A 26,436-nucleotide genomic window follows, 5' to 3' on the forward strand; every position below is an offset into this window, starting at 1 on the left:
ATTAATCATCTTCTATTTAATTCCTTTGTCATCAACCCATCTTGTATATTGCTTTTTCCCTTGTAGGTGCTGCATATAGGTACGCGAAAATTTGTGATAACCGTAGTTTTCAGTATCAGCAACAAAAAAGAGATAATCGTGTTGCTCGGGGTTGAGCACAGCTTCAATACTCGATATATCGGGCATCGTGATAAGTCCCACAGGTAAACCGTAATTCCGATAAGTATTATAGGGGTTTTGCAAACTTGTATGCACCTCGGTAACGCGTTTTATTACCATATTGTAATCACCCGTATGGTTTTTCATAGCAAAGATAGCAGTAGGGTCAGCCTGCAATTTCATATTGATATGTAAGCGGTTCAAGTAAACCCCTGCTATGCGCGGACGCTCGTCTACCTTAGCCGTTTCTTTCTGTACAATTGATGCCAATATACTCACTTCTATGGGCGTAAGCCCTTGCTTTTGGGCTTGGGCTTTGCGTTCAGGTGTCCAAAAACGCTCATATTCTTTGAGCATACGGTCACGAAATTCTTCGGCAGAGGTATTCCAATAGAACTCATACGTATTGGGGATATACATTGCCAATGCAGTAGCATCGGTGAAACCGTTTTCTTTTAGGAAGTTAGTGTCTAAAAAAGCACGCATTAAAGTAGTGCTATCAGGCTCTATTTGTGCAGCGATACGTCCTGCAAAGTCTTCTAATCGCTCCTGATTATTGAATTTTAGTTTTACTGGGGTATTGCGATTGCGAAGAGTGCGTACGATATCTATATTGTTAGCCCCTTTTTTGATGATGTATTTACCTGCTTTTACTTTATCGGCATAGCCTATACGTTTGGCTACTTGGATAAAAGAAGTACGGTCTTTCAACAAGGGACTCATCACGTGCAACACATCGCTAAAATCGGCTCCTGTAGGGATATATACTATTTCTTCTTGGGTTTGAAAAGCTGTATTGCTCACCAGTACAGCGCGATAAATAAAGAAGCCTAATACGGCTATCACGGCAATCACCGCTCCTATAATCCATTTTTTCATTGTATTTCTATTTTAAAATTTCCACTTTATGGTTTTGTCTTCTTTTTCTCTAAAATCCTTCTCTTTAGCAATCTCATTTTGTAAATGTTTAGTATACTGACTGAACATAAAAGCATTATATGTCTCAAAGTTTTCGTTTGTTCGCACAGAGTTCAAAGCTTCGTAATAAGCAGCTTTATCTTCTGCAAATACAATACCCAAAGGCAGACCATACCACTGCTGAATAAAGTTCATCAGCAGGCGTGAGGTTCTGCCATTGCCATCGAGAAAAGGGTGAATGTTCACTAACTCATAATGAGCATAAAATGAGAGTGCTAATTGAGTTTCTTCGGTAGTTTGCTCAGGGAGTAGGTCATTTAGTTTTTTTACTAACTGCTCTAACGCAGCTGGTACTTTTTCAAAACTCATAAACGATACTCCTCCTGCGGTTACTCTCACCTTACGCAATTCGCCTTTGCTGGCATCTACAGTACCTAAGGCATTAGTAAGCACTTCTCCTGTAGTTTTCATAACTTTGGCAGCTATTTCCTGAATAAAAGCTACTGATAGAAGACGTTGTTGTGTAGCTTCTTTTAGTACAAAATTTAATGCCTCATAATGATCTTTAGTTTGATTGGCAAACAATAGAGGCTTACCATTAGGAGTGTTGCCTTCTTCAATCAGTACGCGAGTTTCGTTTAAAGTTAAAGTAGAGCCTTCTATACGGGTAGAGTGACTGGTAATAAGAATCTTGTTGAACTCATTATAATTCAACGAGGATTCTAAACCAAGTGCTCTGTAGGTTTGTATGATTTCTGAAATAGTCATTGGCTTCTATCTTTTAAACAACTGGCACCCCCATTTTGGAATGAGATAAACGCCTATGAGGCAGGTTACCATTACGGGTGAATAGGAATGGGTGAAATAGCTTACTAAGATATGCCATACCAAGAAGAAACTCAATCCTACGAGGTATGAGCTAAGAGCAATTCTTGTAGCTTTTTCGTTCTTTCGACATAAAAAAGCAATGACCACTACCAAAACGAGTTGTCCTATAGAAGCCCCTATAAAATATTCAGGGTGTTCATTGGCTAAATGAGCATTCTCAGCAATTCTAGGGAGTTGCAACCATTGGGGTATCTTATCTACAAAGTCAATATACCATTGCCAGAATGAAATACTCTCTTCTACTTGATGCAAAGCGTGTAGTCCCATTATGGGTAGCCACAAATGTATGTATCTATTGGTTTGCATATACTTCTGCTTTTAATGCGGTAATATAGTTTTGTTGTATCCGTTTTAAATTCCAAAAGAGAGGTGCTATAAGTCTTAAAAAGAAGTTTTTGATATAAATTTTCTCTTGAAAGCAAACTTTAGTACCTCCGTTATACGATTCAAACTTTCCTTCCCATTCTCCATAAAATAGTTTGTGTTGCATTGTAAAGGCATAATACTCATTTTCTTTCTTCTGAATATTCTTAAAAAGCGTGTGTCCCCCACCTTTGTAATATTCAATAAAACCATCTTCTAATAACTCAATGTTTTCCACTTCTTTTCGCCACTGAAAGTTCTTGTTATCAGTAACAATGTTATATATCAATGCTACAGGTGCATCAATCACATCAGTTACTATTGAAATTAGAAAGGGTTTCATTTTTGAAATCTTTTATCTGATGGCAAAGATACTAAAAAAAAGAAAAACCGAAAACTTTATACTATAAAAGTACAAAATCTTCGGTTTAAAAATATTATGAATACAAAAATTCTTATAACATAACGCCTATTCTTGACGTGGTTTTTGGTGATTATTGTGTCCTTTATTGCGGTCGTTGCGAGGCTTGTCGTTGTAAGGCTTGTCAGACTTAGGACGATCTTCACGCGGTGGACGTGGCAACAAAGCTTTGCGCGATACTCTTGTTTTCTTGGTTTTGGGGTCGATACCGAGATATTTCACTTCTATAATATCACCCTCTTTAAGAACGTCTTCTATTTTGTCTACTCTGTCCCAAGATACTTCTGAGATGTGGAGCAATGAATCTTTACCAGGTACAAACTCTACAAAAGCCCCAAACTCTACCAAGCGCACTACTTTCACAGTGTAAGTTTCTCCTTCTACAGGTTCAAATTTCACTGCATTTACTGCTTCAATAGCTTCTTGAATACCTGCTTCGTCGGTACCTAAGATTTCTATAATACCCAATTCGCCCACTTCTTCTACCACAATAGTAGTATTGGTGTGCGCTTGCAAGTCTTGGATATTCTTACCACCCGTACCGATGAATGCCCCGATGTATTCCTTAGGCATATCCATCTTAACGATTTTAGGCGCGTGAGGTTTCACTGTTGGGTTAGGTTTTGCAATCGTATCAGTGATTTTGCCTAAGATGTGCATACGTCCTTCGCGGGCTTGGTTCAAAGCTTTTTCGAGTATTTCGTAAGAAAGACCTTTAATTTTGATGTCCATTTGACAAGCAGTAATACCATCGACAGTACCGGTTACCTTAAAGTCCATATCACCTAAGTGGTCTTCATCGCCTAAGATATCCGAAAGTACTGCATAACGCTCACCATCGGTGATGAGTCCCATAGCAATACCCGATACAGGTTTTACCATTTGTACCCCTGAATCCATCAAGGCTAAAGTACCTGCACATACGGTAGCCATAGATGATGAACCGTTAGATTCCAAAATCTCGGATACTACACGGACGGTATATGGGCAATCCTCAGGAATCATACGTTTGAGGGCGCGTTGTGCTAAGTTACCGTGACCTATCTCACGGCGTGATGTTCCGCGTAAAGGGCGTGCTTCACCTGTTGAGAAAGGAGGGAAGTTGTAATGCAAGTAGAAACGTTCTTCACCTTGTTCTGAAGGCAAATCGATTACGTTTGCTTCGCGTGAAGTTCCCAACGTAACGGTAGTAAGCGATTGGGTCTCACCACGTGTAAAGATAGATGAACCGTGTGCTGATGGCAAATAGCCTACTTCGCACCAAATAGGGCGTATTTGGGTAGTGTTACGACCGTCTAAACGAATATTTTCGTTTAAGATAAGGTTGCGCACGGCTTCTTTTTCAGCCTCGTCAAAATAACGAGTGATGATAGGAGTAAGCTCTTCTAATTCTTCTTCGGTAAAGAGTGCCAAGCATTCTTCTTTTACCGCATTGAACTTCTCACCACGTTCTTGTTTGGTTGTATTTTCTTTGGCAATAGCATAGCATTTTTCGTAAGCCAAAGGATATACTTTTGCTTTTACCTCTTCGTTTTCTACTTCTGGCTCATAAGTACGTTTTTCGGTCTTTCCTACTTTTTCAGCCAAACGCAATTGTGCCTCAATATGAGGTTTGATAGCCTCGTGTGCGAATTTGATAGCTTCAGCCATATCCTTTTCACTCACCTCGTCCATTTCACCTTCTACCATTGCCACAAAGTCTTTAGAAGCACCTACCATAATATCAATATCAGAAGCTTCTAATTGTTCACGGCTTGGATTTACGATAAATTTACCGTTTACACGACCTACGCGTACTTCGGAAATAGGACCATCGAACGGAATATCGGACACTGCCAAACAAGCAGAGGCAGCAAGACCTGCCAAAGCGTCGGGCATTACATTCTCGTCGTGAGAAATAAGCTGAATCATCACCTGAGTTTCAGCGTGATAATCTTTAGGGAATAGCGGACGCAATACGCGGTCTACCAAGCGCATTGTAAGGATTTCTTGGTCGCTAGGACGCGTTTCACGTTTGAAAAAGCCCCCAGGGAAACGACCTGCTGCTGCAAACTTCTCACGATAGTCTACAGTAAGAGGCAAAAAGTCAGTTTCAGGATTGATTTCTTTTGCAGATACTACTGTAGCCAATAGCATCGCATTCCCCATTTGCACCACAACAGCACCGTCGGCTTGTTTAGCCAACTTGCCTGTTTCGATAGTGATGGTACGGCCATCACCTAATTCGATGATTTCTTTTTTTACTTCTGGAATCATTCTTTAATTGTTAATTAATAATTAATAATTGTTGTGTTGTGGGCTTTAGGGTCTAACCAATGAAAAACTGCTGTAATAAACAAAAGGAGGCACAAAGCCTCCTTACTATTGCTTATTTTCTGATGTTTAGCTCTTTGATAATCGCACGGTATCTTTCGATATCTGTGTTCTTCAAATAATCGAGCAAACTTCTTCGTCTACCTACTAATTTCATCAAGGAACGCTCGGTATTAAAATCTTTGCGATTTACTTTCAAGTGTTCTGTAAGGTGATTGATTCTAAGGGTAAAAAGAGCGATTTGCCCTTCTGCTGAACCAGTGTTGGTTTCTGAACCTGCGTACTTTTTGAAAATTTCCGCTTTTACTTCTTTTGTTAAATACATTCCAATATTAATTTAATGATTATTATGTAATTTTTTTTTTCGGGCGCAAAGATAAAAAGATTTTATAAGCTGTGCAAATTTATAGATAGATTTTTCCTCTTCTCAATTTATCCTTAACCTATACAAAGCTTATAGGAAGCTTGAACGAATCTTAGAAGATTGTTATTCAAAGGGTATATGACACATTGATTATCATTAAATTACTAATTTGTTTTTCACTACAAAATATAACATTTTGTATTATATTTTTAGTTTGCTAGCATATTCTTTAACAACTTGCTTATCGAAATAAGGTTCTTCATCTATACGTAAGAGCACGGGGAGTCCTGTTTTATGAAGAATAAACTCCTCGGTAGACGGTGTGGGGGTACCACTGAAAATAATGCCGTGAACGTTGAGTCCTTTGTTTTTAAGGGCTTCATAAGTGAGCATTGTATGATTAATACTACCCAAATAGTGGCGAGAGACGAGCACTACCTTATCGGTGGGGAGGATAAGATCGAGCATAGTATCTTCATCATTTAAAGGAACATAGAGACCTCCTGCTGCTTCAATAATTAAGGTGTTATAGGTAGTAGGGCGTACAATTTTAGAAAGCTCAATACGAACGCCATCTAACTGAGCAGAAAGATGTGGACTAGCAGGTGTGTGTAGCCCATAACTATTAGGATGAAATACCGTGCGGGAGTTGCTAATGAGGCGTTTTACCTTATGAGTATCGGAGTTTTCTAAATCGCCAGATTGGATTGGTTTCCAATAATCGGCTTGGAGAGCTTCGGTAAGGATAGCCGAAACGACGGTTTTACCGACTTCGGTGGAAATGCCCACCACAAAATAAGTGTCTTTCATTTTGAATGGTTTATTAGTTTTGAAAGTGCAAAAGTACATAAAAAGCATATAGCATAAAATGAAAAAGTAAAAAGAATGTTAAAAATATTTTTAAAGATAATTTGGAGGATTTGCTAAAAGTCCTTACTTTTGTTGCTTGAAAATAACCATCAGGAGGCTTCTCCTGACTTAAATAATAGATTATATGAAAGTTACAGTAGTAGGCGCTGGTGCCGTAGGAGCAAGTTGCGCAGAGTACATTGCTATTAAAGACTTCGCGTCTGAAGTAGTTTTAATTGACATCAAAGAAGGTTTTGCCGAAGGTAAAGCTATGGATTTGATGCAAACCGCTTCCCTCAATGGGTTTGACACTCGTATTGTAGGGGTAACCAATGATTATTCAAAAACAGCAGGCAGTGATGTAGCTGTGATTACCTCAGGTATTCCTCGCAAACCAGGTATGACTCGTGAAGAGCTTATCGGTACCAATGCAAACATTGTGAAATCGGTTGTAGAACAATTGGTAAAATACTCACCTAATGTGATTGTGATTGTAGTAAGCAACCCTATGGATACTATGGCCTATTTGGTACATAAAGCTACTAAGTTGCCTAAGAACCACATTATTGGTATGGGAGGAGCACTCGATAGCGCTCGCTTTAAATATCGTTTGGCAGAAGCGCTCAATAGTCCGATTTCAGACGTAGATGGTATGGTAATCGCTGCTCACAGCGATAGCGGTATGTTACCTCTTACTCGTTTGGCAAGCTATCGTGGAGTGCCTGTAACTGAGTTTTTAAGTGCTGACCGCCTCAATCAGGTTGCTGAAGACACTAAAGTAGGTGGTGCGACCCTTACTAAACTCTTGGGAACTTCGGCTTGGTATGCACCAGGAGCTGCCGTATCAGCTTTAGTACAAGCAATCGCTTGCGACCAAAAGAAACTCTTCCCTTGTTCAGTATTGCTCGAAGGAGAATACGGACAAAAGGATGTGTGTGTAGGAGTGCCTGTAATCATCGGTAAAAATGGTGTAGAAAAAATTGTAGAGGTAAAACTCAACGATGCTGAAAAAGCCAAATTTGCTGAAAGTACCGGAGCAGTACGCGAAGTAAACAAAGCGTTAGCAAACGTATTATAGTTGGGATAGAACAACTATATAAACACTAAAAAAGTGATTATTTTCAAGAGAAAGTAATCACTTTTTTATTTGTTCTATTTGAGTAAAAAACTAAGTTTTTACTTAGATGTATATCGTCTAAAACTGGAAGTAAATAAAGGGTTGTGCTCCACTTGAAGCAGTGGCATATACCACCCAAAAAGTAAGTGCCAAAATAATTGCTTTAAAGAGAATAGGCATTGCACCAAATACCTTTTTAAGCCATTCGTTTAAACTGGTAGGGAAAAAGTGCCAAACAAAGCCTATTGCCATTAACAAAAATACATTTTGATAGCCCTTGGCAATAACTTGAAATTGATGAAGATCATAAGTTATAGACTGGATATTGTAGATTACACTTAAAGCGATATCGAAATCTTTGGCTCTAAAAAATATCCAGCAAAAAGCTACAAAGTGGAAAGTAATCACTACAAAAATGATATTAGCGATACCTTTAAAAAAAGTTCTTTTCTCAGGATTCTTATTAGGGAAGAACTCTGTAAAGGTTTTATGAACAGCCAAAGCTAAACCGTGTAACGCCCCCCAAATAATGAAACGCAAATTAGCACCGTGCCATAAACCACCTAGGAGCATTGTCGTCATCTGGTTGAAATGGCTACGCACTGATTTTTGTCGGTTTTTAGAGATAAGTATAGCCAATACAAACACAACGATAGCTCCTAAGGTAATGTAAAGAGGCAACATTGTTTTTTCTTGCATATGAAATGCCCATAGCAAAGTGGAAGCAAAAAAGACGGTTGGGAAGAAGTAGCCCCAAAAAGTACCTTTGCGGTTCCCTCCTACTGAAAAGTAAAGATAATCTTTTAGCCAAGTAGATAAGGAAATGTGCCAACGTCTCCAAAACTCAGTGATATTTTTAGACTGATAAGGAGTACGGAAGTTTATGGGGAGAGTGAAGCCCATTAGTAGCGCTAAACCTATAGCCATATCGGAATAGCCTGAGAAGTCGCAATATATTTGTAAAGAATAGCCATATACTGCCATTAAGTTCTCAAAAGCTGTATAACTGTTAGGAGCATCAAAAACTCTATCTACAAAGTTTAGGGAGATATAATCGGAAATAACTGCTTTTTTAATCAGTCCTCCAATGATAAGGAATAAAGCAAAAGAAGTTTCTTCTTTCGTTAAGCTTATTTTTTTGTATATCTGTGGTATGAAATCCTTGGCACGCACAATAGGCCCTGCCACTAATTGAGGGAAGAAACACACGAAGAAAGTAAAATCTAAGAATGATTTAGCAGGTTCTATCTCTCGGCGATATACATCAATAGTGTAGCTCATTGTTTGGAATGTATAGAACGAGATACCTATAGGCAAGATGATATCTTGTAGGGCAAAGTTGCTTTGAAGTAGTGTATTGAGACTATCAATTAAAAAGTTAGTATACTTAAAATAGGCTAAAATACCCAAATCGGCAACCATACTCACTGCCAGGAAGAACTTGCGCAATGAGGCATTCTGTCTTCTATAGATTTGTCCTGCAAAGAAATAATTTAACAATGAGGAGATTATCAGCAACACAAAGAAGTTACCTCCTGCCTTATAATAGAAGAATAAGGAAAATAAGGTAACATAAACAGTACGGAAATGAGCGTATTTTTTGGTAATAATATACACCAAATAAAACACCAAAAATAACCCTAAAAACAAACTACTATTAAATAATAGTGGATGATTAGGGTCATAAATGAACCATTGTCTTACTTGTTCGGTTGTGAATGAGAAATTATCAACAAACCATTTAGAGATGTTTTCAGTTGTGAATGTATCAATAAACCATTGCAGTAAGGCATCTATACTCAATTTAGATAGGGTTTTAAAGATAGTTTATATTGTTTTTTATAATTCAAGTAATTGCTCATAAAAGCATCATAAAAGAGAGCGCCTTGCTCAGTATAGCCACTTCTTGTGTAATGTATGCGGTCACCAGCAATAAGATTTTGCTGAATAAAGCGTTGAATCGCTTCATTTCCTCCTACAGCTCGATAAAGGTCGAAAACACTGTAATTATCTTTTACTGAATTATCGATGAGGGTATCGGCGTATTCCATACACAAGGGGTTAGGATTTTTCTTTTTGTAGAGAGAAGGCGGAGGTGTAGTAAGCAATATAGGACATTGACCATATTGAGAGCGAATTGCTTTTATAAATTTATTTACCTCTTCGTCATAACGAGTTGCAGACATTCGACAATAAGCTTCATTAGTACCCAAAGATATAATGATTAAATCGGGTTCTAAGGCTTTGATTTGGTCGAAAAAGAGCTGTGATTTGTTATAATCAGAGAAATGAGCACCATTTACCCCTATACTGTGATATATAACTCCGTTTTTATCATTTTCTAAGACAATTCCATTAAGCGTAAATGAAGAGCTCTCGGTATTGGCTGTGAGATAAACCTTATCGGAAGGGGTTAGATTATCATAAGAATAATAGCTATATAAAGAATTACCGTTTAAAATGGTAGCATTAGATAAATCTACTTTTTGTTTAGGAGTAGAAGCTACCATCTCTTTAGTAGGGATACGCAATACTTGTCCTATTCTTATTTGTGCGCTTTTTAAGTTATTAGCTTGTTGTATTTTTTCTACTGAAGTGTGATATTTCTTTGAAATACCATAAAGTGTTTGTCCTTGCTCTACTTTGTGTGAAAGTGTTTTAGGTACACTAGGTTTCAAACGAGCTACTTTACCTACATTGGTAGCCAATTCGAACAAACGTTCGTTATTAGGGGTAATAATCTTTACCGTATTAAAGGTGTAGTTTTTATTTTTTAAGTCCAGTTCAATAACAAAATTCTTGTTACTGGTAGAAAGAGAATAACCTGTAATACCAACAGTTGCAGAAGAAGTATTCTTCTCACTATTCCAAGAGATATTGGAAGTAAAGCTCACATTATGTCCCCCATTGGTTCTAATAAGTGAATACGGGAATACCAAACCTAAACCAGCATTTCCGAACTCTTCTTGCAAGCGTTGTCTTACAATATTAGTCATTACATCGGCTTGAATGTGAGAGTCGCCAATATGAACAATATTAATCTTCCTATCTTTCAAGTTCTCCAAAGCAGCAAGCTTTTCGAAAAAAGGGTTCAAAGCTGAGGCATTGTACAGATTATTGTACTCCTTAGGAGACTCATCATCACCTGCAGCATATGCCAAAGGCTGGGGAATAGCTTCCTTGAAGGCATCTTTATCGATTCCTTCTTTATTCTCTATATTTGCTATCTTTGAAGTAAGTGAAGATAAATTAATAGCTGTAGTATAATTAACATTGAAATAGAGGGCTACTGTAATGATAAACAATACAGGAGCTATTAGTTTCTTTATGAATGGCGTTCGCTTTTTCATTGTTCTATTTTTTTAGTGTGTTATCTATTTGTTATGTTATCTATGTAAATTGTCTTTTTTTTCTTTAATAGTATCTTTATGTACTTTACTTGTAATATTCTGTACTGCCTGAATTGTTGATGGTTGTACTCGTTGAGTAGTTGCACTTTGCACTCGCTGAGTAGTTGGTGATTGTACTCGTTGAGTAGTTGTACTTTGCACTCGTTGAGTGGTTGCACTTTGCACTCGCTGAGTAGTTGTACTTTGCACTCGTTGAGTAGTTGTACTTTGCACTCGTTGAGTAGTCGCACTTTGTACTCGTTGAGTAGTTGGTGATTGTACTCGCTGAGTTGTTACAGTTTGTGTTCTTGTTCTATTTACATTAGGTTGAGTAGTAGGAGTAACGGTTCGTACTGTTTGAATTTCTTTTATTCTTTCTTGGAACACATCGGCTTTTTCACTATTACGAGGATCTTTATAGTGCTCATACTCTTCCATAAGTTTATTATAGATGAGGTGGGCTACTTTTTTAGCTCCTCTTGGATTAAAGTGAGTATAGTCTTTACCTGCTAACGGTGGATTTGCCTCTACCCATTGTTTCATAGAGCCTCTACCCCCCATCAGTTCATATAAATTAATAAAACCAGAGCGAGTATCTTGTGCATATTTCCGTTGTGCATTTGCCAAAGGTACTACTGCTTTATCGGTTTGCATCTCCATATCTACTTTAGTAGACTTATCGGCGGTAGAGATAACAAGAATTGAGGTATGAGGGAAGCAAGCTCTTATCTGGTTAATCACCTTTGTCATTCCGCGTTCATACCACGAATAATCGAGCGTACCGTAATTGAGTACATTAGCACCAAAGTGTAATACTACAAGGTCATATCCGCCTAACGCTCTATCGAAAGCTCTCATTAAATCAGGATTAAAGAGCGATAAGGGTAAGCCTGAGTTACCTCTGCTTGAAAAGTTATCTATATATACGCCTTTGCCTTGCATTGAGCCCACTCCATAAATAGGAATAGAATCGGACTTATAGAAAGTAATACGCACTGATTTAGTGTTTGCACCTTCGGTTAAAGGCAATACATTCAGCAATTTATCAGTGTCTAATGATTTTACTACTCTTACAGTATCGTTATAGGCAATTTCTACTTTTGCTTCTTTATTACCAGAAGCACCATAGAACAATGCTGGTGCATACAACTGACTAATATGAGCTTGGTTTGATGACCTATATTGTACCCACGTGCCATTGCCTTGTGTAAAGAACACTTGCCCAGAGACACCAAAAGGACGTTTAGGGCGTTTTACATTCACATAAGATTGGGTTTTCCAAGTATTGGAATAAGAATGGAATACGCTTCCTCTTGATTTAGCCGACTCAGAAGCAATGGGCAAAAAGCCAATTCCTAACCCCCCGAAAGCGTTTTGGAAAAGAGCTCTCAAATCTTGCACGATGAGGTCGCCATCAGTCATCGAATCGCCGTAATAAGCGATTCTTATTTTACCATTTTTAGTTTGTTCTAACTCTTCTAATTTTTTAAAGAAAGAAAAAAGATACTGGTCGGACTTTTTAAGTCGTTGTTCTTGTGCTAAAGAATCATTGGCTTGGCTGAGTACTTTGTCGATTTCTTTACCTGAAATGGCTTCCAACATTAAGCTATCTACTACCACATTGCTTCCTGAGGCTTTAGTTTCGGGAAAAATACGCGCGGGTAAACAGTTCTTAAATACAATGAAAATGAGTGTTGCAAATAAAACAATAAGAAAAGATTGTTTAAAATAGGGTGTCTTCACAAGTTAGCTTCTTTTTCTTCCAGCGGGCAAAGATACAAATAAATAATGAATCAACAGCAATTTTTTTACAAATTATTTTTCTAAGGCTTGTTTAAAATCGGCGATAAGGTCGTCAGCATCTTCAATTCCTACTGCTACGCGAATGAGTGTACGGGTAACGCCTCGTGCTACTTTTTCTTCTTCGGGAAACTCGGTGTGAGTAAGCGAACTGGGGTGGGTTACCAATGTTTCGACTCCTCCTAAGCTCACTGCAAAAAGGGCTACTTTTAGACTCTCGAAAAACTTTTTGGCTTTGGCTTCGGTTTTTACTGTAAAAGAAAATACTGAGCCTCCACCAGAAGCTTGGCGTTCTTGTATTGCTTTCCCTTTATTTTGTGTATCAGTAGGATAATACACCTTTTCTACTTCGGGGTGCGTTTTAAGGAAATTTAATAGTTTAAGGGTATTGGCTTGAGCTTTTTCGACTCTTAGTTTTAGGGTTTTCATACTGCGCAAGAGCAACCAGCTATCAAACGGAGAAAGCAATGCCCCTATGGCTACTTGTGCAAAACGTATTTTCTCGGCTAAGGTTTCATCATTTACCACCACAGCTCCTGCGATGATATCGTTATGACCTCCTAAATATTTGGTAGCACTGTGTAATACTATGTCGGCTCCTAACTCTAAAGGGCGTTGTAACACGGGCGACATAAAGGTATTATCGACCATAGTGAGCAGATTATGTTTCTTGGCGATTTCTATTACCCCACATATATCGGTAACGTCTAACAGAGGGTTGGAGGGTGTTTCTATAAAAATGGCTTTTGTATTAGGGCGAATGGCTTTCTCTATTTTGGTTAGGTCGGTCATATCGACAAAAGTAGCTTCAAAACCAAATTTATTGAAAATATCGTGCATAATGCGATAAGTACCTCCGTAGATATCTAAGCCTAACACAAAATGGTCGCCTGTTTTAAACATTGTAAAAACAGAAGAAATGGCAGCCATACCCGATGAAAATCCGAATCCGTGTATGCCACTTTCTAATTGAGCTATAAGACTTTCAAAATCTTTACGAGTAGGGTTTGAAACGCGTCCGTATTCAAACTCTTGTTCTACACCGTATTCTTCAATAGGGAAAGTAGAAGCCATATTGATGGTGCTTCCCCAGTTTTCTGTATTTTTATTGGCTGTTCTTACGCCGTGAATGGCTTTAGTTTCAAACTTCATTTCTTATATCTTTGCTATTAGAGCGACAAAAGTAGTACTTTTTTATATGCTACGCAAAAAAAGTTAATTATTAATGGTTAGTGGTTAATGGTTAATGGTTAGTGATTAATGGTTAATGGTTAGTGATTAATGGTGAATTAGGGGTAGGGAATTACACAAAGATTATAGGAAACTTATAGGATAGATGGACAAAGAGTGGGGTTACAGTGGGTCTACAGTGGCTCTACAGTGGCTCTACAGTGGCTCTACAGTGGCTCTACAGTGGCTCTACAGTGGCTCTACAGTGGCTCTACAGTGGCTCTACAGTGGCTCTACAGTGGCTCTACAGTGGCTCTACAATGGGTGAAAAGTGATTAATGAATGAAAGAGAAATGAACAAATTATAAATGTAAGATGAATGTGAGGCGGAGGTAAGGTAAAGAAAAAATAAACTTTGTAAAAGGTCGTAGCACGACGGGCAAGTGAAAACTTTGGCAAAGTATAGGACGTAAAAGCAATGACAAGATGTAAGATAAGGTAAAGGGAGGTTAAACACAGCTTAGAAAATTATTTTGCAAAAATATTTGTTAGTTTAGTAAGAAAGAAATACTTTTGTGACGTACTAAATAACAAGACGGCACAGTATTTGTATTAAAGAAAAACGCTAAAAATAATTTTTACTATGGAACAAAGAACATCTGTAGATATCAGTCAGATAAACGAAATGATAGAGCGTGAAAGTGTGTTTATCGATGCGCTCACCAATGAGATGAACAAGGTGATTGTAGGGCAAAAACATATGGTAAATGCCCTGCTTATCGGATTATTAGGCAAAGGACATATCCTCTTGGAAGGGGTACCTGGGCTAGCAAAAACGCTATCCATCAACACCCTTGCTAAATCAGTACACGGGTCGTTTAGCCGTATCCAGTTTACACCGGACTTATTGCCTGCCGATGTGATAGGAACAATGACCTACAACATCAAACAAAACGAGTTTTCTATAAAAAAGGGACCTATCTTTGCGAACTTTGTATTGGCTGACGAGATTAACCGTGCGCCTGCCAAAGTACAGTCTGCCCTATTGGAAGCAATGCAAGAGCGACAAGTAACCATTGGTGATTCGACCTTTAAGTTAGATGCTCCTTTTATGGTAATGGCAACTCAGAACCCTGTAGAGCAAGAAGGAACTTACCCACTGCCTGAGGCACAAGTAGACCGTTTTATGCTTAAAACGGTTATCGACTATCCTAAATTGGACGAAGAGCAACGGATTATGCGCGACAACCTCAGCAATAGTTATGCAGTGGTGAACCAAACAGTGAGTTTGGAACAAATCCTAAAAGCACAAACAGCCGTGCGCGAGGTGTATATGGACGAAAAGATTGAGAAATACATCTTAGACATTGTTTTTGCGACTCGTTATCCTGAAAAATACAACTTGGCAGAGCTTAAACCACTTATTAGCTTTGGGGCATCGCCACGTGGTAGTATCAACTTGGCAATGGCGGCAAAATGTTATGCTTTCATCAAACGTCGTGGTTATGTAATTCCTGAGGACGTACGTGCAGTAGTATTTGACGTATTGCGCCATCGTATCGGTATCACCTATGAAGCAGAGGCTGAGAATATTACCTCAGTAGAGATGATTCACAAGATAGTGAATACCATTGAAGTACCATAGCAGGTAAAAGATAAAAGATAAAAGGTAAAAGATAAAAGGTAAAGCCAGCGAGGGCTCACAACTGGGTATGTGAATAAAAGATAAAAATACGTCCCGGAGATTGTGGCAGTATTTGGAGGTATCAAGCGATGATAGAAGTACTCGAAACAGGCGAACCTAAAGCAGAGGTGAAGAACTACAAGGAGAGGCTTTCTCGGTGTGTGTGGTTACGACTTGCCGTGGGACGAAAAAGAGTTTGATATACAAAGCATCAATGAGCAACTCATTGCTGATGTACAAGACAATTACGAGAGTTTTAAATGGCATTAAAATAGTTAATTAATTTTGGATACTAAAGAACTATTAAAGAAAGTACGCAAGATAGAGATAAAAACGCGCAAACTCTCCGATAATATTTTCGGAGGGGAGTATCACTCTACCTTCAAAGGTCGGGGTATGACTTTCAGTGAAGTACGTCCGTACCAATTTGGTGATGATATTCGCAATATCGACTGGAACGTAACGGCACGCTACAACGAGCCTTTTGTGAAAGTTTTTGAAGAGGAACGCGAACTTACGCTAATGCTGATGATAGACGTGAGCGGTAGTGAGCTTTTTGGTACGAAACAAGAGTTCAAAAGTGAAGTGATTACCGAAATAGCAGCTACCTTGGCGTTCTCAGCTTTACAGAATAACGACAAAACGGGATTGATACTCTTTTCTGACCAAATAGAACTGTATATTCCACCTAAAAAAGGGAAATCGCACGTGTTGCGCATCATCAGAGAGCTTATAGAGTTTCAGCCCAAAAGTTTTAAGACTAATATCTCGGAGGCTTTGCAGTTCCTCAGTAGGGTAACGAAGAAAAAGGCGATTGTGTTTATGCTCTCGGACTTTATGGATAAAGGCTATGAGAAACCTATACAGATAGCTGCCAGAAAACACGATATTACCGGTATTCGCATTTATGACAAAAAAGAAACTGAACTACCTAACTTAGGTTATGTGATGGTAAAAGATGCTGAAACGGGAGCGCTGATGCGTGTGAACACCGCTTCATCGGCAGTGCGAAATGAATATGCAAAACAATATCACGAGACGGTGAACTATTTTGAGACGCTTTGGCAAAAATCGGGTGCAGGGGTAGTGAGCTGTAGAGACGATGAGAGTTATACCCAAAAGCTGTTGGGATACTTTAAAAATAGATAAGAGGTAAAAGGTAATAAGGTAAGAGGTAAAAGGTAATAAGGTAAAAGGTAATAAGGTAAAAGGTAATAAGGTAAAAGGTAATAAGGTAAAAGGTAAAAGGTAAAAGGTAAAAGGTAAGAGGTAAAAGGTAAAGCTATCGAGGGCTTACAGTTGGGTATGTGAGTAAGAGGTAATAAGGTAAGAGACTAAATTAAGTATTAATGCGGTAAAATGAGACGAATATTATATTTCATATTAATATTATTTGTATTTCCTACTCTTTACGCACAAGAGGTGAAGGTAGAGACTAATACAAAGAACATAAAAATAGGGGAACAGATAGAATACAAGATATCGGTAGAAGCCCCTGCTGATGCGGCTGTGGTATTTCCGGAAGGGCAGAGTTTTAGTCCGTTAGAAATGGTAAAAGCCGACCCTACTGATACCTTGAAAGAGGGAGGTAAGTTTCGTTTGGAAAAAGCCTACTACCTTACTCAATTTGATGAAGGAAAGTACACCATTCCGCGACAAAGGATACACATCAGTAACAAAGACTACTATACCGACTCGCTACTTGTAGAAGTACATACCGTAGCGGTAGATACGCTCAAACAGCCTTTATACGACATTAAACCTATTACCGAAGTAGCCTCACCTATGGCTTCACGTATGTGGTTATGGATTATTTTAGGAATTATAGGACTCCTTTTAGTAGCAGGTGGATTATACTTCTTCGTCTTCCGCAAGAAGAAATTATCAGCCGAAGAAGAGCGCAAAAAGTTACCTCCTTTTGAGCGCGCCATACAAGACCTAAAAGACTTACAAAATTCTAAATACCTTATAGAATCACAACACAAAGCCTATTATACTCGGCTTACCGATATTGTAAAAGAATACTTGGAAGATGAGGTACATATTTTAGCCAAAGAGAGTACCACAGATGAGCTTTTGGGTAAAATTAGTGCCTTGCAAGAAGCAGGAAAGCTACACTTATCGGAAGAGACTATCAGCAACCTCAAACGGGTATTACAAAATGCCGACTTGGTGAAATTTGCCAAGAGTAAGCCCTCGGACAACAATGCTGAATACGACCGTGAGACCATTGAGAATGTGGTTATCAAAACCAAAGAGGCTATCCCTGTGGTAGTAGCCGAAGGGGAAGTGCCTACACAAGACGCTTTCGCAATGAGCGTACTGAAAATAAGAGAACGCAGAAAAAGACGCAACCGAGTGGCTCTTATCGTCGCGCTTTGTTTTGTAGTATTAGCTCCTGTATTGCTTATGGGATATAGTATCTTGTACAACAAATACTTCAATACTTATGCGAGTATCAATCGCAGCGAGTGGGTAACAAGTGATTACGGTTATCCTATTACTGAGCTCACTACCCCAGAGATACTCATTCGCAAGCAAATAGTAGACGTAGCGGAATACAAATCGATTATAGATAAGCAATATACTTTCTATTACGGCAGTCTTAATTCACCTTTATACATAATGACCAATATCATTACCTTTAAGAAAGACGCCCAACATACAGCACCTCAACAAGAGGAACAAGGCGGTGGACTTACCTTAGACCCACAAAAGGTGAATGAAATAGTGCTTTCGCAATTGGATAAAGCTAAGGCGAAGAACATCACTACCTTGCAGGAAGAATACACCTCGCCCAGCGGTGCAAAAGGTATAAAAGTTTTTGGCAAAATGAGTATTCCTAATGAGAAAGGTAAATACTTTAGCGCTTCTTATGAGCTGTACAGTTTTACTGAAAACAATGCGCTCCAACAAGTTCTTATCACCCATATAGACGAACCTAACGCCGATAAGATAGCACAAAGAGTTATCAATTCTATTGTATTTAAAACAGAATAATATGCTTAAAAATATTACTTTTGCCAATCCACAGTTCTTTTGGTTACTATTAGTCTTACCACTAATGGTGGCGTGGTATTGGTATTGGAATAAAAAATCTAAACCGAATGTAACTATATCTTCCACTATTGCTTTTAAGAAGATGAGTTCGTGGAAAGACCATTTATACCATTCTTTATTTACCTTGCGCTTATTGGCAGTAGCCTTACTAATTATAGCATTAGCACGCCCACAAACCCATTCAGAAAATGCACACACAAAGATTACTGATGGGATAGATATTGTAATGGCAATAGACGTATCGGCGAGTATGCTTTCAAAAGACTTAAAGCCTAACCGTTTTGAAGCACTAAAAAAGGTAGCTTCACAATTTGTAAAAGACCGTCCTAATGACCGTATTGGACTTGTTATCTACGCAGGAGAAAGCTATACTAAAACTCCTGTGACTACGGATAAAGGTATTATCTTAAACGCTCTTTCGGAACTTACTTATGGACAAATAGAAGACGGTACAGCCATCGGTATGGGACTGGCAACGGCTGTAAACCGACTCAAAGAAAGTAAAGCCAAGAGTAGAGTTATTATCCTCCTTACCGATGGGGTGAACAACACAGGATTTATAGACCCACAAACCGCAGCTGAGTTGGCTGCTGAGTACGGTATTAGAGTATATACAATAGGGATAGGCTCCAATGGAACGGCGCTCTCTCCTTACGCACTCAATCCTGACGGTAGCATAATGTACCGTATGTTACAAGTGGAAATAGATGAGCCTCTAATGAAAAAGATAGCTGAAGTAACACACGGGAGATACTTTCGTGCCACTGACAACCAAAAGCTCCAACAGATTTACAATGAAATCAACAAGATGGAGACTACCAAGATTGAAGAGTTTAAATACACTGAGGTAGATGAGAAATTCAGACCCTTAGCGATAATTGCTGTTGTTTTATTACTACTCGAATTTCTACTAAAAAATACTATCTTTAGAAACGAGATATAAAAAATTGTCATATCTTTGCCCCCGTAATGAAAAGAAAACTTATCAACATATTATTATCAGCGCTTATCCTGTTCTCCAATTCAGGGTGGGCGATTACTTTTCATTATTGTAAAGACACCTTATCGTCAGTGTCCTTAGAGTACCTTACTTCTGCAAGTGAGGAAGAGGAAGACTGTACTACAATGGACTCTTGCTGTGCTTCGGATGACGATGAGAACGAAACAGAAACTTCACATAAAAAGTGTTGTGACGACACATCTATCACTTCTTCTATTTCTGATAGTACATCGGTAGTAAAGGTATTGGAGCTGCAATTACAACCCTTTGTAATAGCTACCCCTACCCTACCCATATTAGAAGAGGTAAGCATTACTGAGACGGCAAAGAAATCTATCACTACTGATTTCTTTACACAGCTGAATGCTCCGCCTCTGTACGAATTGTACTGCCAGAGAGTGTTTTATTCAGGTAAAAGATAAGAGATAAGAGATAAGAGGTAAGGAGTAAAGGAGTTTACCTCTGTTTTCTAATCCTTAAATTCTAATTCCTGAACTGAATAAAACAAGACAATAATGTACAAAAAATATATCTTTTTATTAGGGCTGTTGTTGCCCTTGTCGCTCTTTGCTCAAAATTTTAGCAAAGGGTCTGTAGTCGATGAAAACAAGACACCACTTATAGGTGCTGATGTATATTGGGAAGGCACCCAAATAGGGACTTCTACCGATAACGAAGGAGCTTTTACCTTGAAACGACCTGAGGGAAGTTCTACTTTAGTAGTAAGCTATGTAGGGTATAAAAAGAAAACTGTGAAAGTAAGCGGTAACACACCTTTACACATTCAGTTAGAGCCTGAAACTACTTTAGAAGAGGTAGTAGTAAGCTACAAACGTGCTAATACAATGAAATCGCAGTGGCAAGTAGCCGATGTGCACACAATGAGCAGTGGAGAACTGCTGAAAGCCGCTTGTTGCAACCTATCGGAGAGTTTTTCTACCAATCCGTCGATTGATGTGAACTTCTCGGACGCCGTTACGGGTAACAAACAGATAAAGATGTTAGGTTTGACCAGTCCGTACATATTAATGGCAGAGGAGAATATTCCTACGATGCGCGGAGCTTCGCAAGCCTACGGACTCTCGTTTGTGCCTGGTACGTGGATTGAGAGTATCCAGATTACCAAAGGAGCAGGGAGTGTGATTAACGGGTATGAGAGTATTTCGGGGCAAATCAATTATGAAATAGAGAAGCCTATCAGTGCCATTCCTTTTTTCTTGAACTTATACGCATCGGAGGATAACCGCTACGAAATCAATGCACATACCAATAAAAAGCTCTCTGATAAATGGGCAACTACCCTCTTTGCACACGGCAATGTGCGTCAGCAAAAAGCTGACCACAATCACGATGGTTTTATAGATAACCCGATAGGCAACCAAATCAACTTGTTGAATCGTTGGCAGTACGCCGATGCTCAAAAGGGTTGGGTAGGCTTTTTGAACCTCCATTATATGAAAGATGAGCGCCAGGCAGGTGAATTGCGCTTTAATCCGCTGACTGACAAAGGGACTACTAATGCTTGGGGCAGTGAAGTAAACTCCGAACGCCTCAGCGCATCTAACAAAATAGGGTATGTATTCCCTGATACGCCTTATAAGAGCATAGGCTTACAAAACTCTTTTCAATCGCACAAGCAGGATTCCTACTTTGGTTTGAATCGCTATGATATACACCAAAAAAGTTGGTATGGCAACTTGATATACAACTCTATCATCACCAATACCAAGCACAAGTTTGCCACAGGACTCAACGGTACTTACGACGATTACAACGAGATGCTTAGTACTAGGGCTCTCACAGAGGATTTTTCACGTGTAGACCGCTCGGTGGGTGCCTTCTTTGAATACACTTACGACAATTTAAGCAACTTCAGTTTTGTGGCAGGGGTACGCGCCGACAGTCATAATCACTTAGGAAACTTTATCACTCCACGCTTGCACGTGCGTTACAATCCTTGGAAGCAAGCTACTTTTAGAGTATCGGCAGGACGAGGCAAACGAGCTGCTAATGTGATTGCTGAGAACCAACAGCTCTTGGCTTCTGCACGAGAGTTTACTATCGTAGGAGGTGATGGTGGTAAGCTCTACGGTTTGAACCCTGAAATCGCTTGGAATTACGGCGTGAGCTTTTTGCAAGCATTTAAAGTATTGGGCAAGAACGCTGAGTTCTCCATAGACTTCTACCGCACTGATTTTGACAATCAAGTAGTAGTAGATTTGGATAACTCTCCCCAACAAGCCTTGTTTTATAACCTGAATGGTAATAGCTTTGCTAACTCTTTACAAGCTGAGTTCAGTATCACACCTGCCAAAGGTTTGGACTTTAAAGCAGCCTACAAGTATTACGATGTGCAAACACAGTTTACCAAAGGACAATTGGAGAAAACTCTCACTCCAAAACACCGTTGGTTTGCCAATGTAGCTTACGAGACTCCCGAGCGTCACGAGAACAACCATTCGCAATGGAAGTTTGATGTAACCTTCAATTGGTTAGGAGAACAACGCTTACCTACTACGGCTACGAATCCAGTGGCTTATAGGCTTAACGATTACGCTCCCTCATTTGCTACACTCAATGCCCAAATCACCAAAGTATTCTCTAAGACTTTTGAGATATATGTAGGTGGTGAAAATATCACCAATTATAAGCAAGAGAACGGAATTTTGGCTGCCAACGACCCTTTTGGTGCGTATTTTGATAGTACTATGCAGTACGCTCCTGCTTTCGGACAGATGTATTACGCAGGATTAAGATTTAAAATTCTATAATTAGCAAATAATGGTTAGTGGTTAGAAAGCTAACGACTAATGATTAAAAACAAACAACTAATAAATATTTTTCAGAATGAAAACACGTATTTTATTATGGGTAGCTTTGAGTTTCTTTGGACTCACTACCGCAAGTGCTCAACAAGCACCTAACAAAAACAAGAAAGTAGAGTTTGCCGTAGGAGGCAACTGTGAACAGTGCAAAGCGCGCATAGAAAAAGCAGCTTACAGCGTAAAAGGCGTAAAGAGCGCTAATTGGAACATCAAGAGTGGGAATATGACTCTTATTTTTGACGAACGCAAATGTAGCGAAAGCGATGTACAAAAAGCCATTGCCAAAGTAGGACACGACGCAGGCAAAGAACGCGCTGACGACGAAGTGTACAATAAGTTACACCACTGTTGCTTGTACCAACGCTTGCCTTAGAACCTAAGCAAAAACACAATCATAGGAAGAGATAAGTTCATCTCTTCCTATTTTTTTATCATTTGTATACAAAATATATCAAATAAAGTAGTATCTTTGCGACTGTTAAATTATTAGAGATGATAGATTACTATAAAACCTTAGGGGTAGAAAAAACTGCTACCCAAGACGATATAAAGAAAGCTTACCGGAAGTTGGCACGCAAGTATCACCCTGATATGAACCCCAACGATAAGACGGCAGAGCAGAAATTTAAAGAGATTAACGAGGCTAACGAAGTGCTTAGCAATCCTGAAAACCGTGCTAAATACGATAAGTATGGCGAACACTGGAAATACGGAGAAGAGTACGAAAAAGCCCAACAACAGCAACGCTCACAAGGTGGATTTGGAGGCTTTGAAGGTTTTGGTGGAGGTAACTATTCTGAGGGAGACTACTCTGATTTCTTCAAAGATATGTTTGGTGGACGGACTTCGGGATTTGGTAGAGGTTACGGTAGTGCCTCAGGTAAGTTTAAAGGACAGGATATTTTTGCGGATATGTCGCTACCACTGCGAGAAGTGGCAACTGCTCAGCAACGTACTTTTACGGTGAACGGCAAGAATATACGCATCACAGTACCTGCGGGGGTATATGAAGGGTTGCAAATTAAGCTAAAGGGTCACGGATACGAAGGATATAACGGAGGACCTAACGGTGATTTGTATATCACTTTCCATATTGAACCCGACGCTCAGTTTGAACGCAATGGCAACGATTTGAAAACTACTGTAAATATCGACCTATATACAGCTATGTTAGGTGGCGAAGTGCAGATAGATACCCTTAGTGGTAAAGTGAAAATGAAAGTAGCTCCTGAGACACAAAATGGCACTACGGTGCGCTTAAAAGGTAAAGGTTTTCCTGTGTACAAGCAAGAAGGCGCGTTTGGCGACCTTTTTGTAACCTATCAAGTACAATTGCCTAAAAATCTTACGGAACAACAAAAAGCATTATTTGAACAACTTAAAAATTCATAATTATGAAAGATAGAATTTCAAAAGAAGACATCGTTCGTTTGTACAATATAGAAATCACATTCTTTGACGATTTAGAATCAAGTGGACTTATAGAAACGGAAGTGATTGACAACACTACTTACCTGCATTACGACCAGCTTTCGGCTTTTGAACGTTTTACTAATTGGCATTACGACCTTGAAGTGAATATGGCTGGGTTGGAGATTATTCATAGGCTATTACAACAAATTGAAGAATTAAAGGGAGTGAGATTGGAGGTAAAAGATAATGGTTAATGATTAATGGTTAATTTGGGAGAAGCTTATAGAAAGCTTATAGGAAAGACGGTGCGAGCCGCACGGGTAGTCGTAGCACGATAGGCAGGTGCGAGCCGCACAGGCAGATAAACAATTAACGAAGAAAAGACGAACAAAAGACGAACAAAAGACGAACAAAAGACGAACAAAAGACGAACAAAAGACGAACAAAAGACGAAGGAAGAACGAACAAATGACGGTGCGAGCCACACGGGCAGATAAACAAATGACGAAGGAAGGGCAAACAAATGACGAAGAAATGATGAAGGATAATGGGGGAAAGCTTAAGGATTGATTATTGCAGATTTAAAGGAGGTATGTTAACTTCATACTTATATATTTATGCTGTTTTAAACTTGATATCATTATAACAAAAGGAATGAAAATCATTACATTAACTACTGATTTTGGTTTACGAGATTACTCGGTGGGAGCTGTAAAGGGTGCTATTTATAGTAAGTGCCCCGAAGCTTGCGTGGTAGATATCTCGCATTTGATATCACCTTTTGATGTGTTTCAAGCTGCCTTCATCTTAAAGAATGCTTATGTACATTACCCAAAAGGGAGTATACATATCATAGGAGTAGATGCGGAGCGCACTCCTGAGAAAAGACATATGGTAATGAAACTGAACGGGCATTATTTTATCGGGGCTGATAACGGTATTTTTCATCTTTTAGCAGAAGATAAAAAGAACGCTGAACTGTACGAAATAAGAGGCGAACAAAGCACTGAACTTTTCCCTACGCTGTATTCATTCCCTTTGATTGCCCAGAAAATATGCGAAAATATCCCCCTTAACAAAATAGGCAAGAAAACCGATACGTATTTAGAGGCTACTCATTTTAAACCAGAGATATCTGCTGATAAACGTTTCGTTTACGGTACGATTATTTATATTGACCACTATGGCAATGCGGTGAGCAATATCAGTAGGAAATTATTTGAAGAAATAAGGCAGGATAGAGCTTTTGAGGTTATCTTTAATATGTATACTTTCAAAAAGATTTATAACCAATACAGCGAATTTATTGATTTTAGTGTTCCTCTTGACCTTCGCGCTCCCGATGGAAAACGAATGCTTCTGTTTAACGACCTGGGCTATTTGCAGTGTAGTGTTTACAAAAGTGATACTCATACAGTGGGGGGAGCTTCTTCTTTATTAGACATCAATTACCTTGATAGAGTGAGTGTTCACTTCATTTAATAGCAAATAAAACAACCCAATGAAGAATGAGAAAAAAGTGAATGAAGGTAAAAATATGGAAACTTTTTTTGTTTATTAAGTTTTTTGTTATACCTTTGCCCCCGATTTAGAACACTTAATACAGTAATTTAAGAAAAATGAAAAAAATAATTACTACAGTTATCATAATAGTCCTTGTAGGATTAATGGGGCTCCGCCTATATTCTAACAAACAGAAAAATGCTGAAGAGGTAGCTATTGTAGCCCAAAAAGAAGCCCAAGTAGCCGTACGTGCTGCCAAAGTAACAGAAGAAAAAGTAGCCGACCTTTTTACGGCTAACGGTACTTTTGTAGCGGAACAAGACCTAAATGTATCTTCAGAAGTAGGAGGACAAGTCATAAAAATTTACGTAAAAGAGGGCGATTTTGTGAGAGCAGGGCAAGTATTGGCGCAAACAAAAGCCGACAGAACCAATGTGCAGTTAGACAATGCCAAAGCGGTACTCGAAACTGCAAAATCGGATTTAAAGCGCTTTGAAAGTGCTTACCAAACAGGAGGAGTTACCGCTCAACAATTGGAACAAGCGCGCTTGCAACTCAAAAACGCCCAAGCGAACTATAATTCAGCAGCTATTGTATCGGGTGATACAGCGGTGCGTAGTAAAATCAACGGGATTGTAACTAGCAAAGAGGTAGAGGAAGGAACTCTTGTAAGTGCTGGACAGACGTTATTCAACGTGGTAAATATCGACAATTTGAAGTTGAAAATTACCGTAGATGAAAGTCAAGTAGGAGAACTAAAAGTGGGGGATGTTGTTAAAATTAAACCCAGCACTTCTTCTGAATTAGTAGAGGGGAAAATTACTTTTATCGCACCGAAATCTAATGGAGCTCTCAAATTTCCCGTAGAAATATTGGTAGCCAACAAAGACAAAAAGCTAAAAGCGGGAATGTATGCGACTGCACAGTTTGGCAGTGGTAATGATGAGGTTACAGCTCTTGTGGTACCTCATTCTGCTTTCGTGGGTAGTGTGAGCCAAAATAAAATTTTTAAAATAGTAAGTAGCAAAAATGCTAAAGGTCAGGAGGTGCTTAAAGCTGAAATGGCAAATGTGAAAAGCGGTCGCAACTTTGGTGATAAGGTAGAAATCATCAGCGGACTTACTGTTGGTGAAGAAGTGATTACCAGTGGACAAATTAATATAGATAACGGAACACCTGTGAAAATAGTAGAGTAACTTA

General features: G+C 39.0%; 25 protein-coding genes. 14 read left to right on the forward strand and 11 right to left on the reverse strand.

The window, feature by feature from the left end:
- Window positions 1-12 precede the first annotated feature (12 nt).
- The 7 genes from mltG to bioD all read right to left on the reverse strand — a co-directional run bounded on the left by mltG (window position 13) and on the right by bioD (window position 6,236).
- A complete protein-coding gene (mltG, locus tag ACSQ7D_RS00860; RefSeq protein ID WP_437135032.1) occupies window positions 13-1,038 on the reverse strand; it encodes an endolytic transglycosylase MltG in 1,026 nt (341 codons plus the stop codon).
- Between the two features lie 12 nt (window positions 1,039-1,050).
- Window positions 1,051-1,845 (reverse strand): Fic family protein, encoded by a 795-nt coding sequence (locus tag ACSQ7D_RS00865; RefSeq protein ID WP_437135033.1) that lies wholly within the window; start codon window positions 1,843-1,845, stop codon window positions 1,051-1,053.
- 6 nt (window positions 1,846-1,851) lie between these two features.
- Entirely contained in the window at window positions 1,852-2,271 is a 420-nt protein-coding gene (locus ACSQ7D_RS00870) for an HXXEE domain-containing protein (protein ID WP_437135034.1), read from the reverse strand.
- Window positions 2,258-2,671, reverse strand: coding sequence for a hypothetical protein (locus ACSQ7D_RS00875; protein WP_437135035.1), 414 nt, complete (start codon window positions 2,669-2,671; stop codon window positions 2,258-2,260). The genes ACSQ7D_RS00870 and ACSQ7D_RS00875 overlap by 14 nt, the downstream gene beginning before the upstream one ends.
- A 126-nt stretch (window positions 2,672-2,797) precedes the next feature.
- The gene (locus ACSQ7D_RS00880; RefSeq protein WP_437135036.1) at window positions 2,798-5,005 is read right to left on the reverse strand and encodes a polyribonucleotide nucleotidyltransferase; all 2,208 of its coding nucleotides are present in this window, start codon (window positions 5,003-5,005) and stop codon (window positions 2,798-2,800) included.
- Between the two features lie 112 nt (window positions 5,006-5,117).
- Window positions 5,118-5,387 (reverse strand): 30S ribosomal protein S15, encoded by a 270-nt coding sequence (gene rpsO / locus ACSQ7D_RS00885; RefSeq protein WP_437135037.1) that lies wholly within the window; start codon window positions 5,385-5,387, stop codon window positions 5,118-5,120.
- A 240-nt stretch (window positions 5,388-5,627) separates the two neighbouring features.
- The gene (gene bioD, locus ACSQ7D_RS00890; protein ID WP_437135038.1) at window positions 5,628-6,236 is read right to left on the reverse strand and encodes a dethiobiotin synthase; all 609 of its coding nucleotides are present in this window, start codon (window positions 6,234-6,236) and stop codon (window positions 5,628-5,630) included.
- Window positions 6,237-6,420: 184 nt separating this feature from the next.
- Between bioD and ACSQ7D_RS00895 the strand changes: the two genes are divergently transcribed.
- Complete coding sequence (locus tag ACSQ7D_RS00895) at window positions 6,421-7,353, forward strand: malate dehydrogenase (RefSeq protein WP_002671422.1); 933 nt, start codon at window positions 6,421-6,423, stop codon at window positions 7,351-7,353.
- Window positions 7,354-7,470: 117 nt separating this feature from the next.
- Here ACSQ7D_RS00895 and ACSQ7D_RS00900 read toward each other — a convergent pair whose 3' ends face one another.
- The 4 genes from ACSQ7D_RS00900 to ACSQ7D_RS00915 all read right to left on the reverse strand — a co-directional run bounded on the left by ACSQ7D_RS00900 (window position 7,471) and on the right by ACSQ7D_RS00915 (window position 13,733).
- Complete coding sequence (locus tag ACSQ7D_RS00900) at window positions 7,471-9,195, reverse strand: MBOAT family O-acyltransferase (RefSeq protein WP_437135039.1); 1,725 nt, start codon at window positions 9,193-9,195, stop codon at window positions 7,471-7,473.
- Window positions 9,192-10,742, reverse strand: a complete 1,551-nt coding sequence (locus tag ACSQ7D_RS00905) for a LysM peptidoglycan-binding domain-containing protein (RefSeq protein ID WP_437135040.1) — start codon at window positions 10,740-10,742, stop codon at window positions 9,192-9,194. Before ACSQ7D_RS00905 ends, ACSQ7D_RS00900 begins: the two co-directional genes overlap by 4 nt.
- A 36-nt stretch (window positions 10,743-10,778) precedes the next feature.
- Entirely contained in the window at window positions 10,779-12,524 is a 1,746-nt protein-coding gene (locus ACSQ7D_RS00910) for a GDSL-type esterase/lipase family protein (RefSeq protein WP_437135041.1), read from the reverse strand.
- A 72-nt stretch (window positions 12,525-12,596) separates the two neighbouring features.
- Window positions 12,597-13,733: a trans-sulfuration enzyme family protein gene (locus ACSQ7D_RS00915; protein ID WP_015782746.1), complete on the reverse strand. Its 1,137-nt coding sequence runs from the start codon at window positions 13,731-13,733 to the stop codon at window positions 12,597-12,599.
- A 184-nt stretch (window positions 13,734-13,917) separates the two neighbouring features.
- Between ACSQ7D_RS00915 and ACSQ7D_RS00920 the strand changes: the two genes are divergently transcribed.
- The 13 genes from ACSQ7D_RS00920 (at window position 13,918) to ACSQ7D_RS00980 (ending at window position 26,432) form a co-directional block, all read left to right on the forward strand.
- The gene (locus ACSQ7D_RS00920) at window positions 13,918-14,079 is read left to right on the forward strand and encodes a hypothetical protein (protein WP_437135042.1); all 162 of its coding nucleotides are present in this window, start codon (window positions 13,918-13,920) and stop codon (window positions 14,077-14,079) included.
- Window positions 14,080-14,394: 315 nt separating this feature from the next.
- Window positions 14,395-15,396, forward strand: a complete 1,002-nt coding sequence (locus ACSQ7D_RS00925) for an AAA family ATPase (RefSeq protein WP_002671404.1) — start codon at window positions 14,395-14,397, stop codon at window positions 15,394-15,396.
- Between the two features lie 324 nt (window positions 15,397-15,720).
- Window positions 15,721-16,584 carry a DUF58 domain-containing protein gene (locus ACSQ7D_RS00930; protein WP_009411879.1) on the forward strand — a complete coding sequence of 288 codons (864 nt, stop codon included), beginning with the start codon at window positions 15,721-15,723 and terminating at the stop codon, window positions 16,582-16,584.
- A gap of 210 nt (window positions 16,585-16,794) precedes the next feature.
- Window positions 16,795-18,435 (forward strand): hypothetical protein, encoded by a 1,641-nt coding sequence (locus tag ACSQ7D_RS00935; RefSeq protein ID WP_437135043.1) that lies wholly within the window; start codon window positions 16,795-16,797, stop codon window positions 18,433-18,435.
- A gap of 1 nt (window position 18,436) precedes the next feature.
- Entirely contained in the window at window positions 18,437-19,438 is a 1,002-nt protein-coding gene (locus ACSQ7D_RS00940) for a vWA domain-containing protein (protein ID WP_437135044.1), read from the forward strand.
- Window positions 19,439-19,464: 26 nt separating this feature from the next.
- Window positions 19,465-19,917 (forward strand): HYC_CC_PP family protein, encoded by a 453-nt coding sequence (locus ACSQ7D_RS00945; RefSeq protein ID WP_437135045.1) that lies wholly within the window; start codon window positions 19,465-19,467, stop codon window positions 19,915-19,917.
- Window positions 19,918-20,010: 93 nt separating this feature from the next.
- Complete coding sequence (locus ACSQ7D_RS00950; RefSeq protein ID WP_437135046.1) at window positions 20,011-22,266, forward strand: TonB-dependent receptor; 2,256 nt, start codon at window positions 20,011-20,013, stop codon at window positions 22,264-22,266.
- Window positions 22,267-22,342: 76 nt separating this feature from the next.
- The gene (locus ACSQ7D_RS00955) at window positions 22,343-22,693 is read left to right on the forward strand and encodes a heavy-metal-associated domain-containing protein (protein ID WP_002671387.1); all 351 of its coding nucleotides are present in this window, start codon (window positions 22,343-22,345) and stop codon (window positions 22,691-22,693) included.
- A gap of 119 nt (window positions 22,694-22,812) precedes the next feature.
- Window positions 22,813-23,712, forward strand: a complete 900-nt coding sequence (locus ACSQ7D_RS00960; RefSeq protein WP_437135047.1) for a DnaJ C-terminal domain-containing protein — start codon at window positions 22,813-22,815, stop codon at window positions 23,710-23,712.
- A gap of 2 nt (window positions 23,713-23,714) precedes the next feature.
- Window positions 23,715-23,987 carry a chaperone modulator CbpM gene (locus ACSQ7D_RS00965; RefSeq protein ID WP_128090805.1) on the forward strand — a complete coding sequence of 91 codons (273 nt, stop codon included), beginning with the start codon at window positions 23,715-23,717 and terminating at the stop codon, window positions 23,985-23,987.
- 88 nt (window positions 23,988-24,075) lie between these two features.
- Window positions 24,076-24,303 carry a hypothetical protein gene (locus ACSQ7D_RS00970; protein ID WP_437135048.1) on the forward strand — a complete coding sequence of 76 codons (228 nt, stop codon included), beginning with the start codon at window positions 24,076-24,078 and terminating at the stop codon, window positions 24,301-24,303.
- Between the two features lie 84 nt (window positions 24,304-24,387).
- A complete protein-coding gene (locus tag ACSQ7D_RS00975) occupies window positions 24,388-25,215 on the forward strand; it encodes an SAM hydrolase/SAM-dependent halogenase family protein (RefSeq protein ID WP_437135049.1) in 828 nt (275 codons plus the stop codon).
- A gap of 137 nt (window positions 25,216-25,352) precedes the next feature.
- Window positions 25,353-26,432, forward strand: coding sequence for an efflux RND transporter periplasmic adaptor subunit (locus ACSQ7D_RS00980; protein WP_308766415.1), 1,080 nt, complete (start codon window positions 25,353-25,355; stop codon window positions 26,430-26,432).
- Window positions 26,433-26,436 lie beyond the last annotated feature (4 nt).

The sequence above is a fragment of the Capnocytophaga sp. G1920 genome, from assembly GCF_051417515.1.